This window comes from Parazoarcus sp. PS-13 R2A (assembly GCF_057621855.1).
This window is the reverse complement of sequence record NZ_JBYEXN010000003.1, coordinates 114,195-126,766: the sequence shown is the minus strand read 5'-3', so window position 1 is coordinate 126,766 and position 12,572 is coordinate 114,195. Positions and strand designations below refer to the sequence as shown.

At 65.0% G+C, this 12,572-nt stretch carries 14 protein-coding genes; 11 read left to right on the top strand and 3 right to left on the bottom strand.

Annotated features, from left to right (window positions below; translation table 11 throughout):
* Positions 1 to 50 precede the first annotated feature (50 nt).
* The 9 genes from AC22G6_RS04430 to AC22G6_RS04390 are packed head-to-tail and all read left to right on the top strand — an operon-like array spanning position 51 to position 7,544.
* Complete coding sequence (locus AC22G6_RS04430) at positions 51 to 2,210, top strand: 4Fe-4S binding protein (RefSeq protein ID WP_487365778.1); 2,160 nt, start codon at positions 51 to 53, stop codon at positions 2,208 to 2,210.
* A 36-nt stretch (positions 2,211 to 2,246) separates the two neighbouring features.
* The gene (locus tag AC22G6_RS04425) at positions 2,247 to 2,675 is read left to right on the top strand and encodes a transcription regulator (protein WP_108949426.1); all 429 of its coding nucleotides are present in this window, start codon (positions 2,247 to 2,249) and stop codon (positions 2,673 to 2,675) included.
* Positions 2,676 to 2,712: 37 nt separating this feature from the next.
* Entirely contained in the window at positions 2,713 to 3,978 is a 1,266-nt protein-coding gene (locus tag AC22G6_RS04420) for a nitrous oxide reductase family maturation protein NosD (RefSeq protein ID WP_487365777.1), read from the top strand.
* Positions 3,950 to 4,891 (top strand): ABC transporter ATP-binding protein, encoded by a 942-nt coding sequence (locus AC22G6_RS04415; RefSeq protein WP_487365776.1) that lies wholly within the window; start codon positions 3,950 to 3,952, stop codon positions 4,889 to 4,891. Before AC22G6_RS04420 ends, AC22G6_RS04415 begins: the two co-directional genes overlap by 29 nt.
* A 10-nt stretch (positions 4,892 to 4,901) precedes the next feature.
* A complete protein-coding gene (locus tag AC22G6_RS04410; RefSeq protein ID WP_487365775.1) occupies positions 4,902 to 5,717 on the top strand; it encodes an ABC transporter permease in 816 nt (271 codons plus the stop codon).
* Between the two features lie 8 nt (positions 5,718 to 5,725).
* Positions 5,726 to 6,268 (top strand): nitrous oxide reductase accessory protein NosL, encoded by a 543-nt coding sequence (locus tag AC22G6_RS04405; protein WP_487365774.1) that lies wholly within the window; start codon positions 5,726 to 5,728, stop codon positions 6,266 to 6,268.
* A gap of 3 nt (positions 6,269 to 6,271) precedes the next feature.
* On the top strand, positions 6,272 to 6,541 hold the full coding sequence (locus AC22G6_RS04400) for a hypothetical protein (protein WP_108949431.1): 270 nt from the start codon (positions 6,272 to 6,274) through the stop codon (positions 6,539 to 6,541).
* Positions 6,541 to 6,915, top strand: a complete 375-nt coding sequence (locus AC22G6_RS04395) for a toxin-antitoxin system TumE family protein (RefSeq protein WP_487365773.1) — start codon at positions 6,541 to 6,543, stop codon at positions 6,913 to 6,915. Before AC22G6_RS04400 ends, AC22G6_RS04395 begins: the two co-directional genes overlap by 1 nt.
* Positions 6,912 to 7,544, top strand: a complete 633-nt coding sequence (locus AC22G6_RS04390; protein WP_487365772.1) for a nitrous oxide reductase accessory protein NosL — start codon at positions 6,912 to 6,914, stop codon at positions 7,542 to 7,544. The genes AC22G6_RS04395 and AC22G6_RS04390 overlap by 4 nt, the downstream gene beginning before the upstream one ends.
* 82 nt (positions 7,545 to 7,626) lie before the next feature.
* On the opposite strand, the gene AC22G6_RS04385 is transcribed toward AC22G6_RS04390, so the two are convergent.
* Together AC22G6_RS04385 and AC22G6_RS04380 are read right to left on the bottom strand one after the other, a co-directional pair.
* Entirely contained in the window at positions 7,627 to 8,046 is a 420-nt protein-coding gene (locus AC22G6_RS04385) for a c-type cytochrome (protein WP_487365771.1), read from the bottom strand.
* 131 nt (positions 8,047 to 8,177) lie between these two features.
* Positions 8,178 to 8,813, bottom strand: coding sequence for an N-acetyltransferase family protein (locus AC22G6_RS04380; protein WP_487365770.1), 636 nt, complete (start codon positions 8,811 to 8,813; stop codon positions 8,178 to 8,180).
* Between the two features lie 267 nt (positions 8,814 to 9,080).
* On the opposite strand from AC22G6_RS04380, the gene AC22G6_RS04375 reads away from it, so the two are divergent.
* Complete coding sequence (locus AC22G6_RS04375) at positions 9,081 to 9,893, top strand: DUF3025 domain-containing protein (protein ID WP_487365769.1); 813 nt, start codon at positions 9,081 to 9,083, stop codon at positions 9,891 to 9,893.
* A gap of 6 nt (positions 9,894 to 9,899) precedes the next feature.
* On the opposite strand, the gene AC22G6_RS04370 is transcribed toward AC22G6_RS04375, so the two are convergent.
* Positions 9,900 to 10,223 (bottom strand): DUF2249 domain-containing protein, encoded by a 324-nt coding sequence (locus AC22G6_RS04370; RefSeq protein ID WP_487365768.1) that lies wholly within the window; start codon positions 10,221 to 10,223, stop codon positions 9,900 to 9,902.
* A gap of 383 nt (positions 10,224 to 10,606) precedes the next feature.
* On the opposite strand from AC22G6_RS04370, the gene AC22G6_RS04365 reads away from it, so the two are divergent.
* Positions 10,607 to 12,547 (top strand): ABC-F family ATP-binding cassette domain-containing protein, encoded by a 1,941-nt coding sequence (locus AC22G6_RS04365; RefSeq protein WP_487365767.1) that lies wholly within the window; start codon positions 10,607 to 10,609, stop codon positions 12,545 to 12,547.
* The last annotated feature ends 25 nt before the right edge of the window (positions 12,548 to 12,572 follow it).

Here is a 12,572-nt window from a genome sequence, read left to right as displayed (position 1 = left end):
TGGCAAATTAGTCTTTCCGCATCTACTGTTTTCCATCGAGGAGTTCCCGAATGTCTGTCCTCGCAGCACTACGCAACCTGGCCCTCGCGCTCACGCTCGGGGCCTGCGCGGGATCGGCCTTCGCCAATTCGTATGAAGCACAGCTTCCGCCCGAACTGAACAGCTCGCCGCGCATGTGCGACTACGTCGCCTGCGCCGACGTGATGCCGGGCGCAGACAGTTTCTCCGAACGCAGGGGTCAACCCCCCTATGTCGAGGCCTATCGCAGCGCGGACGGCGGCAAGCAGTTGCTCGGCTACGTCATGCTGTCGACCGACATCACCGATATCCCTGCCTACTCGGGCAAGCCGGTGGTCACCCTGATCGGCATGGACACCAGCGGTCACTTCACCGGGGTGAAGGTGCTCAAGCACTCCGAACCCATCCTGCTGCTGGGCATCCCGGAAGAGGCGCTGATCGAATTCAACAACCAGTACCTGGGCAAGTTCGTCGGCGACAACATCGAAATCGGGCGCTCGCGCCCCGAGCAGGACATCATCGGCCTCGACGCCATCACCGGCGCCACCGTGACCGTGATCGCGCAGAACCAGGTGATGATGCTGTCCGGCGGCGAAGTGGCCAAGCAGGTTGGCATCCTCAAGCCGACGATCCGTCCGCAGGCGAAATTCATCGATACCGGCGCCAGGCCGGGCTGGCAGCAACTGGTGGAAGACGGCAGCGTACAGCGCCTCACCGCGACCGCCGAAGAAGTCGGCCTGCCGCACCGTGGCCAGCCCTATATCGACCTCTGGTTCGGCTACCTCAACCAGCCCACCGTCGGCCGCGCCGTGCTTGGCGACGGCCCCTACAACAGCCTGATGAGCCGGCTGGGCGAAGGCGACCACGCCATCTTCATCGTGCGCAGCGCCGGCATCGAGTCGTTCAAGGGCTCGGGCTTCGTGCGCGGCGGCATCTACGACCGTGTGCAGGTGCGCCAGGAGCGCGACGCCTTCACCTTCCGCGACACCGACTACTTCAACCTCTACGGCATCGCCGCAGCCGGCGCGCCCGCCTTCAGCGAGTCGGCCATCTTCATCGTGCGCTCGGGCGCCTTCTCCGCCGCCTACCCGTGGAAGCTGGTGTTCCTCGCCAACAAGATGGACAAGGCCACCGGCGCCAAGACCTTCGCCAACTTCGACACCGAATACTGGCTGCCCGCGACCTACATGGAAGGCGGCCACCCCGAGATCGTCAAGCCCGACCCGGTGTGGCTGAAGATCTGGAAGGAGCGCATGCTCACCATCATCGCCTTCACCGCCTTCCTCGTCGCCATCGCCGTCGTCTATTCGCAGCGCGACACCCTGGTGCGGCGCTCGACGCGCAAGAACAAGTGGCCGGTGAATGCCTTCAAGTACGTCGGCTGGGTGATCAGCATCGGCTTCGTCGGCTTCGGCCTGCTGGCCCAGCCCTCGATCACCCAGGTGCTGACCTGGTTCCATGCGCTGCTGTTCCAGTGGCAGTGGGAGCTGTTCCTGTCCGACCCGTTCATCTTCATCTTCTGGTGGTTCATCATCATCACCGTGTTCCTGTGGGGGCGCGGCCTGTTCTGTGGCTGGGCCTGCCCCTTCGGTTCGCTGTCCGAACTGCTGTACAAGATCGGCGGCTGGGTGGGACTCAAGCGCTACCAGTTCAAGCTGCCCAAGCCCCTGCATGACAAGCTCAAGTGGGTAAAGTACGGCGTCTTCTTCGGCCTGCTGGCGGTGAGCATGTTCTCGATGGGGCTGGCCGAAAAGCTGGCCGAGGTCGAGCCGTTCAAGACCACCTTCCTGGTCGGACTGTTCAACCGCAGCTGGCCCTACACCCTGTTTGCCAGCGCCCTGCTCGGGCTGTCGATCTTCACTGAGCGGCCGTTCTGCAAGTACCTGTGCCCGCTCGGCGCCGGCCTCGCGATGCCATCGACCTTCCGCTGGTTCGGTCTCAAGCGCAAGCAGGAGTGCGACTCGTGCAAGGCCTGTGCCGTAGGTTGCGGCTCGCAGGCCATCGACAAGGACGGTCGCATCGATCAGCGCGAATGCCTGCTGTGCATGGACTGCATGGTCTACTACTACGAAGACCATGCCTGCCCCCCGCTGTCGCAGGAGCGCAAGCGCCGCACCAAGGCCGGCCTCACGCTGACGCCGATCGGCGCCGACGGCTACTACATTCCGATCAAGCCGGTCGCGGCCTCCTAGTGACTGCCCGCTTGACCACGATCATGGGGAAACAAAATGGTTAATCCGAAAATGCCGACCGAGCCAATGGACCCGCCCTATGCCGGCAAGACCGGCGTTGCCGGTCGCATCGGCGCCGAGCTCTGGGATCACCTGTGGCCATGGAGCCGTACCGGCTTCCAGCGCCAGCGCGCCATTCAGGCCGCCGGTCTGGCCCTTGGGCTGGCCGCCTCGGTGGTGTGGGTGCTCGCCGCCATGGGACGCCTGGAGGCCGGCGCGATCATCGGCTGGTGGTTCGGCTGGAGCGTGTTCGAAGTCGTCGTCCGCCTCGGTGCCAAGCCCTACGTCAAGGAAGGCCCGTGGTGGGGCGCGGCTTACCGCAGCGCGACGCTGATGGACATGATCTGCTACGTCTCGTTCAAGAATCTGCTGATCGGCGCCGTGCTCTTCCTGTCGCTCAAGAGCCTCGGGCTGGTGAGTGTCTGAGAACCCCGTCCAAACCACACAAGGATTGACCCCGATCATGCTGCGCTTCGCCCTCCCCGTCCTGCTGCTGTGGCTGTGCACCTCGGTGCACGCCGCCACGTGGACGGTGCGCCCGGGCGAGTCCATTCAGGCCGCCATCGACGCCGCTGCCGCCAATGACACGGTGAGCATCGAGCGCGCGCATTACCGCGAGAACCTCGTTCTCGACAAGCCGCTCACGCTCAAGGGTATCGACCGCCCGACGCTCGACGGCGGCCATCGCGGCGACACCATCCGCATCCGCAGCGCGCAGGTGACGATTGACGGCCTCATCGTGATCAACTCCGGCGCCGACCTCGAAAAGCAGAATGCGGGCATCTACCTGCAGCCGGGCTCGGATTCGACGCAGGTACTCAACTGCGACCTCGTCTACAACCTGTTCGGACTGTGGATCGAGACCTCGAAGAACGTCGAGATCCGCGACAACCTGATCGCCGGCAAGCGCGACCTGATGTCACAGCACCGCGGCAACGGCATCCAGCTCTACAACACTGAGGGCGCACAGATCATCGGTAACAACATCAGCTTCGTGCGCGACGGCATCTACGTGGATGTGTCGCATCACGCGGTGTTTGCGCGCAACCGCATCCATCACGTGCGCTACGGCACCCACTACATGAACTCCCACAACAACGTGTGGGAAGACAACGATTCGTACTACAACCGCGGTGGTCTGGCGCTGATGATGACCCGCAACCAGGTCATCCGGAACAACCGTGCCTGGGGCAATTCGGACCACGGCATCATGCTGCGCACCATCCAGGATTCGGTGATCGAGAACAACGTGGTGGCGGGCAACGCACGCGGCTTCTTCATCTACGACGCCGAGTTCAACACCCTGCGCAACAACCTGGTGGTCGACAACGATGTCGGCGTGCATCTGTGGGCGGGGTCCTACCGCAACCAGGCCGAAGGCAACGACTTCATCTCCAACCGCACCCAGATCAAGTACGTCGCTGCACGCGACGAGATCTGGGGCAAGGAAGGCGGCAACTACTGGAGCAACTACGTCGGCTGGGATCGCAACGGCGACGGCATCGGCGACGTGCAGTACGAAGCCAACGACATGGTGGACCGCCTGTCATGGCGCCACCCGATGATGAAGCTGCTGCTCGCCAGCCCGGCGGTGCAGACCCTGCGCCTGGTAGCGCAGCAGTTTCCGCTGCTGCGCGCACCGAGCATCGTCGACCCCAAGCCGCATATGCAGCCGACCCACCCTGACTGGAGCCAATGGCGTGGCAGACACTTCCCCCACCCCGACTGATTCGGGCGACGCCGTGATCGTCGCCCGCGGGGTCCGCAAGCACTACGGCGCAATCCACGCGGTTGACGGCGTCGATCTCGACGTCCGCAGCGGCGAGCTGTTTGGCCTCATCGGCCATAACGGCGCCGGCAAGAGCACGATGTTCAAGATGATGCTCGGCCTCATCCCCGCAACGGCCGGCGAGATCCGCATCGACGGTGCCATCGTTGGCGGCGGCAACTTTCGCGCAGTGCGCCGCAGCGTCGGCTACCTGCCGGAAAACGTCGTGCTCTACGACAACCTGACCGGACTGGAAACGCTGCAGTTCTTCGCCCGCCTGAAGGCAGCGCCACAGGCGGACTGCGCCCCCGCGCTGGAGCGCGTCGGCCTTGCCCATGCGGCGAAGCGGCGCGTCCGCGAATACTCCAAAGGCATGCGCCAGCGCCTCGGCTTTGCCCAGGCCTTGCTTGGCAAGCCGCGCATCCTGTTTCTGGACGAACCCACGACCGGCCTCGACCCCGAAGCCATCCGCGGTTTCTACGCCATCCTGCGCCAGCTCAAGAGCGAAGGCGTGACCATGGTGATCACCTCCCACATCCTCGCCGAGATCCAGGAGCGGGTCGACCGGCTCGCCATCATGACCGCGGGCAAGGTGCAGGCCAGCGGCACGGTGCAGGCGCTGCGCGAAGAGATGGATCTGCCGCTGTGGTTCAGCGTTCACGTCGCGCCCGAGGACTTTGACGCGGTACGCAACGCGCTCGGCCACTTGCCGGTGATCGCCATCGAGGCCCGCGACGATCACGTCGCCGTGCAGTGTCGGCGCGAGTCGAAGATGGCGGTGATCGAGGCCCTCGCCGGACTCGATGGCCGGGTGCGCGACCTCACCGTACGCGAACCCTCGCTCGAAGACGTGTTCTTCGGCTTTTCGGACTAAGGAGGCGAACATGGAAATCGCACAGATCGCCACCATCGCCGGCAAGGAATTCTGGGACCGCATCCGCAACCGCTGGGTACTTGCGGTTGCCTTGGTATTCACGGTCTTCGCCCTCGTGATCGCCTATTTCGGCGCCGCACAGCAGGGCGCAGTCGGCTTTCGCTCAATCGACGTCACCATCGCCAGCCTGGTCAGCCTGGTGATCTATCTCATCCCGCTGATCGCGCTGGTGCTCGGTTTCGACGCCATCGTCGGTGAGCGCGAACGCGGCTCGCTCGACCTCCTGCTGTCGATGCCGATCACCCGGGTGGAGCTGCTGCTGGGCAAGTATCTCGGCCTGGCTGCCGCACTCACCTTTTCCACCGTGGCCGGTTTCGGGCTGGTGGCGGTGGTGCTGTCGTCGCAGCTCGAGCTCGACGCGCTGTTCCACTACTTCGGCTTCATGCTCAGCTCGGTGCTGCTCGGCTGCGCCTTTCTCAGTCTGGCGGTGATGCTGTCGGTGTTCGCCGGCGACCGCACCCGCGCCTCCGGTCTCGCGATCGCGATGTGGTTCTTCTTCGTGCTGGTGTTCGACCTGCTGCTGCTCGGTGCCCTCGTCGTCAGCGGCGGACAGTGGGGCGGCGAGCTCTTCCCCTACCTGCTGCTGCTCAACCCCGCCGACGTGTTCCGCATCCTCAACATCTTTTCGCTGGAGGATGTGCGTGCGCTCTACGGCCTCGCCACCGTCTTCCCCCCCAGCCTGGCCAACCCTGCACTGCTGGGCGTCGTCATGTTTGCCTGGATCGCTCTGCCGCTCGGCATTGCGGCGTGGCGCTTCAGAAAGTGAGTACAAAAATGAACCCCTCCCGCTCCCCCCTCATCCGCCTGCGCGGCGCCGTCACGGTGCTGCTTGCCGCGGGACTGCTGGCAGCCTGCGGCGCCGACAAGGGCTCGGACAGCAGCATCCTTGCCGTCGAAATCGACCGCAGCACCAGCTGCGCCCTCGACGGCATGCTGCTGGCCGACTATCCCGGCCCCAAGGCCCAGATTCATTTCGACGGCCTCACCCAGCCCGAGTTCTTCTGCGACACGGTGGAGATGTTCTCGATCTACCTCAACCCGGAGCAGGCCCGCCGCGTCAGTGCGATGTTCGTGCAGGACATGGCCAAGGCCGACTGGGACAACCCGAAAGGCCACTGGATCGACGCCAGAACGGCCACCTATGTACATGGCTCGAAGCGCACCGGCTCAATGGGGCCGACCATCGCCTCGTTCGCCAGCGCGGACGATGCACGCAAGTTTGCCGATACCGAAGGCGGCAAGGTGCTGCGCTTCGACGAGGTGACGCCCGACATGGCGATCCTCGACGGCGGCGCCCTGCACGACAAGAGGATGTAAGCCATGGAATCCATCTACGAACATGTTTCACCCGAGATCGCAGCAGAGCTGCAGCAGACCGCAAAGGTGATCTACGAGACGCGCGAGAACCGCAGACGGGTGCTGCAGCACGCCGGCGCCACGGACGAAACCGCGCTCCTAGACAGCATCGCCAGCGGCACGGTCGCCGAGCATCCAGCCTACGAGCTCTACCTCGCGGCACGCATCCTGGCCGACACCTGCGAGGCTGCCCGCGCCGCCCTTGCGGCCAGACTGAAGGAGGTCAACCGCTGATGAACCTGCACACCGAACTGCTCGACCACATCACCGCCCGTTTCGGCGAGCGTCTGCAGGGCGCACCGCAGCTGACGCAGGACGCACTCGCGCTCAGCCTGGACAACGGCGTGCAGCTCACCATCCGCTACGCGGCGACCGACGCCTACTCGCTGCGCTGGACCTGCCAGGCCGTCGGGAAATCGGTTGAGATGGGCATCGACACCGCGCCGGCGCACCCGACCCTCGCCACCCGTCCCAACCATCTGCACCTGGCCGATGGCCGTGCGGTGGCCGATCCGCTGACCCGGACGGACGCCTCCCCCGCAGACAACCTGTCTGCCCTGATCGAAGCCCTGCTGCGCGACCCGCAACTGGACTTCCCGCAACCATGAACAGCGGCGGCGCACTGCGCAGTGTGCTGCTGGGCAGCGCCGCCCTGTGCGTTGCAACCGCGGCGGCACTGTCGTGGCAGTATGCGGCCCGCCCCAGTGTCGAGTTCTCGCCTTCGCCCGAAGACATCTGCATCGTGCCACCGTCTCGAGCCTCCACGGCCCATCCGTGGAACCCTGCCTCCGGACTGGGCAAGCATGACGCCCGCCCCGCGCCTGCGGATGCGCGCTGCCCGGTGTGCGGCATGTATCCCGCGCGCTTTCCGACATGGGTGGCGCAGATCATCTTCGAAGACGGTTCGGCGCACTTTTTCGACTCGCCGGTGGATCTGCTGATCTTTCTGCAGGACCCCAGGCGTTTTGACGCCGAGCACAGCGCATCCGACATCGCGAAGCGCTACGTCGTCGATCATCGCAGCGGAGATTGGCTCGATGCCGGCAAAGCCAGCTTCGTGCTCGGCTCCACTGCCCGCGGGCCGATGCGCGGCCCGGATCTCCCCGCATTCACCAGTGCCACCGAGGCAGCCGCCTTTGTTGCGCAACGCGGTGGGCGCATCGTCACGCTGAAAGACATCGACGCCGACACCCTCGCCCGCTTGCGTGACGCCAGCCACGCCGCGCATTCAGGCTGAGGCACAGCGCGCCGGACAAAAAAATGGAGGCCTCGCGGGCCTCCATTCTGTTTGTGTCGCAGCCCTGCGGGGCTGCAGACGATTACTGCGATTTTGCGACCATGTAATCGACCGCCGCCATCACTTCCTCATCCTTCAGGGTTGCCGCACCGCCGCGCGCCGGCATCATGCCTTTCTCACCGGTGAATCCCTCGAGTGCATGCTTGTGCAGGACGTCCATGCCCTGGGCGATACGGGGAGCCCATTCATCCTTGTTGCCCGGCATCGGCGCACCGGCCACACCCGCTGCATGGCACAGCGCACAGGTCTTCTTGTACACGCTTTCGCCCGCAGCATTCGCAGGCGCTACAGATGCCGGCGCCGGAGCCGGGGCTGCGGCGACCGGGGCGGGAGCAGGCGCAGCGGGCGCCGCCGTGCCCTGAGCCGAACCGGAATCCTGGCCGCCACACGCGGCAAGCAGGGCCGAGAGGGCTGCGGCCACGATCAAGGTGTTCTTGTTCATCTGTTTTCTCCGTCAATTCCAGGGGGTTCAAAGAGCCGGGCCATGTCGTCTCACCGGCAATGCCTGCATGCTAGCGAACGCGTCCCCGGATTGGATTGACTGCAATCAATTCACGATTTTCGAACACCGCTTCAGGCCTGAAGCGTGGCTGATGACAAGGCGGTGCGGACCAGTCTCACCGCAGGTCCGTGCGCGCTGGCCTCAACCCCGAAACCAAGGCCTTTCGCGAATTCGAGCATGCGCGTATTGGTCGCCAGAATCTGTCCGTACATCGTCTTCAATCCCCGGCTTCTGGCATGCCGGATCAGCGCCTTCATCAGGCGGCGGCCCACCCCGCTTCCCTGCCAGGCATCGGTCACCACAAGGGCAAACTCACAGCTCATGCCGTCGGGCTCGATACAGTAACGGGCAGCAGCAATCTCCACCGCCTCACCTGCGGCCTGAGCAAGCACGATGAATTCCGTGCATTCATGCGGGTCGGGGTCGCACAGCCCCTGCAACTCTGCCTCGGCAAACTGAAAGTCACCGCGCCCGAAGCGGAAATAGCGTGCGCCATACGACAATCCGCGCAGAAAGGATCGCGATCTGGCGATATCGGCCGGACATACCGGGCGCAACAACAGCTGGCTGCCATCGCGGCCTACCCAGGTTTCCTCGATGTCGCCACGGACGGCAGCGCGCGTACCGCAGCACGTGCCGGCATCGGGCGCGACGAACAAGGGCAAGGCCGGCAGACGGGCGGACTTAAACGGCGACTCGGTCGACATAAGCGGAAATCATCAGAGAGGTCTGAGCGGACAGCTGTCCAGGCCCCATCCCGACGCCGAACGACGCTTCGACTTGAACCGGAGAATCCTGTGCTGACGCTTGAATGCTCGCGCTTGAGCATCGCTCGCCAAGGTTGCGAGCGCATTACAGAAGCATGACAAGAGCCAGGCCAAGGCGCCACCCATGCCCCTGCTGCTATGCTTGCAGCCCGTTCCACGCGCCGCCGGACACCGGCACCGCCCCATTCACCGACGCCGGAAGCAGGCATGACTCCCGACCGCGAAGCCCCCGCAGCCCTTGCCGGACGCCCCCTCTACGAACCGATTGCGGAACTGCTCGCGCGCTTTGCCGATACGACGCTGCCGGACACCGGCCAGCTCGACCTGCTGTTGCAGCACACCGCCGCCCACACGCTCAAGACCGGCGGCAGGCCGATCCGCTTCGTCGCGCCGCCAACCGTGCTGCCCGCCTACGAGTCACATATCTTTGAGACGGGTGAAGTACCCACCCGGCCCGATGACTGGCACGACTTCTTCAATGCACTGGCATGGTGTGTATGGCCGCGGACGAAATCCCGCTGCAACGCGCTTCACATGCAGGAGATGCAGGCACGCAAGGACGCAGGCCTGAGCGGACGCGGGCCGATGCGCGACACCCTCACACAGTTCGACGAATGCGGCATCGTGGTGGTGTCGTCCAGCGCCGAGATCACCGCGCTGCTCGCGGCCCATGCATGGGAGGAAGCGTTCTGGGAACGACGCGCGCAGCTGATCGGGAGCACGCGCTTTCTGATCATCGGCCATGGCATCTGGGACCAGTTGCGCCAGCCCTTTATCGGTCTGTGCGCCAAGGCCATTTACCGCGTCGTCGATCCAGCGTGGCTCAGACTCCCGCCCTCCGAGGCGCAGGCCGAGTGCGATGCCTGGCTCGCCGCCCATCTGTCAGACCCGGCCACGGTGCTGACGCCGCGCGCGCTGTCGCCCCTGCCGCTACTGGGCATTCCGGGCCTCACGCCGGACAGCGAATGCCGCGACTACTATCGCGACACCCGCCAGTTCCGGCCGCGGCGCGCGCGCTGAGGCAGATCAGCCGCCCGAGCACCCGCAGCCATTGCCGCCGCCGCAGCTGCCGGCCGCCGGGCCTGCCGCGGCAGTACCCGCAGCGGCCTCACTCACCTGCACACTGAAGTCGATGACGATGTTGCCCGGCTCGCGTGCCACGTAGGCAATGCCGACCTGGCGGCCATAGCGCTGCTGGATCTGGTCGAGCAGCGGCAAGGGGTCGTGGTCGTTTACGAAGCGCATGGTTTCACCGTCGGACAAAGCCTCGAGTGCGCCGAAAATGGCTGCATGGCGAAATCGCTTGGCAACGCCACGCGCGTCAAAAGAATGAACTGCAGTATCGAACATCGCGGTCTCTTCCATCAGGGTTTGGTCCGGACTTTCATTGCGGCCGGTATCGCATCGACCCGCATCCTGATCCAGCCGGCGACAACAATCCTTGAGGAAAAACAAGAAACGCCCCGCGTTTCGCGCGCGCTTCGCCTGCCCGTTCTGTGCCCTGCGTCCGACATCGCCGGGCGACTGCTTTATACTTCGGCCCAACGCAGAAGGACGGATTGCTTCCGACAGGTCCGCTTCGTCGACATGTGGTCGCCACGGCCGACTTCCACGGGCGGGCTTCGCCGTCATGGCCTCGCCAGACTGCCGCCCTCAGCACCACTGCACCACATCGATTTACCGGCCTCGCGGCACCGTGCTGCCAACAGGCCATCCACCGGAGTTTCACCAGCATGATCACCCTCAAGAGCGTCACCCTGCGCCGCAGCGCCAAGGTGCTGCTCGACAACGCATCCGTTACCCTGAACCCGGGCGAAAAGGTCGGCCTGGTCGGGCGCAACGGCGCCGGCAAATCCACCCTGTTCGCACTGCTCAACGGCACCCTGCACGAAGACTCGGGCGACTTCAGCATTCCCGCACACTGGCGCATGGCGCAGGTGGCGCAGGACATGCCGGAAACCGATCAGTCCGCCACCGACTTCGTCATCGAGGGCGACGTCGCCCTGCTCGCTGCGCAGAAGGAAGTGACTGCGGCAGAAGCGGGGGACGATGGCGAACGCATGGCCTACGCCTACATGGCCCTGCACGACGCCGGCGCGCATGACGCCCAGGCGCGCGCGCAGGCGCTGATCCTCGGTCTCGGCTTCAAGACCACCGAGCTGTGCAACCCGGTCAACAGCTTCTCCGGCGGGTGGCGCATGCGCCTGCAGCTGGCACGCGCACTGATGTGTCCGTCCGACCTGCTGCTGCTAGACGAACCGACCAACCACCTCGACCTCGACGCGCTGGTGTGGCTCGAAGCGTGGCTCAAGCGCTATGACGGCACCCTGGTGGTGATCAGCCATGACCGCGAGTTTCTGGACGCGATCACCAACGTCACGCTGCACATCGACAACAGCAAGCTCACGCGCTACGGCGGCAACTACAGCACCTTCGAAGACACCCGCGCGCAGCAGATGGAGCTGCAGCAGAACGCCTACGCCAAGCAGCAGGACAAGATCGCCCACCTGCAGAAGTTCATCCAGCGCTTCAAGGCCAAGGCGAGCAAGGCCAAGCAGGCACAGAGCCGGGTCAAGGCCCTCGACCGCATGGAGCGCCTGGCACCGGTGCTGGCAAGCGCCGACTTCACCTTCGAGTTCAAGGAGCCGGTCAGCCTGCCCAACCCGATGCTGACCATGGAGCACGCCTGCTTTGGCTACCCGCCTCCCGAGGACGCGCCGGCCGGCACACCGCCCACCACCATCGTGCGCAATGTCAGCAAGTCGGTGATGGCGGGCCAGCGCATCGGCATTCTCGGTGCCAACGGTCAGGGCAAGTCGACCGTGGTCAAGACCGTTGCCCGCGCCCTCAAGGCCACGGCCGGCGAGATCACCGAAGGCAAGGGCCTCAACATCGGCTACTTTGCGCAGCAGGAACTCGACGTGCTGCGTCCGCAGGACAATCCGCTCGAACACATGGTGCGCATGGCCCGCGAAGGCCTGCCTGCCGGCCAGAGCGGACGCGAGCAGGATCTGCGCAACTTCCTCGGCACCTTCAACTTCAGCGGCGACATGGTCAAGCAGGCCGTCGGCACCATGAGCGGTGGCGAGAAGGCGCGCCTGGTGCTGTGCATGCTGGTGTGGCAGCGCCCCAACCTGCTGCTGCTCGACGAGCCGACCAACCACCTCGACCTCGCCACCCGCGAGGCGCTGGCGATGGCGCTCAACGAGTTCGAAGGCACGGTGATGCTGGTCAGCCACGACCGTTCGCTGCTGCGTTCGGTGTGTGACGAGTTCTGGCTGGTTTCGCATGGCGGCATCGAGCCTTTCGACGGCGACCTCGACGATTACCAGCGCTACCTGCTCGACGAAGCCAAGCGTGCCCGCGAAGAACTGAAAGAGTCACTGAAGAGCCCGGCAAAGGAAGTCGCCCCGGTCGCTGCGCCGGTCAAGGCGGCCGCAAAGCCGAGCCCGGAGGCGGTCAAGGTGCTCAGGCGCGACCTGGGCAAGGTCGAGCAGCGCATCCTCGAACTGCAGACGCAGAAGCATGCGCTTGAGGCCCGCCTCGCTGCACCGCTGCCGCCGCAGGAGATCGGCGAGATCGGTATCCAGGTGCAGAAGCTGACCGAAGAGCTCGACGCCCAGGAGGAAATCTGGCTCGATCTCTCGACCCGGATCGAAGAAGCAACACAATAAGCTGACAGCAGATAACAGGATGCCC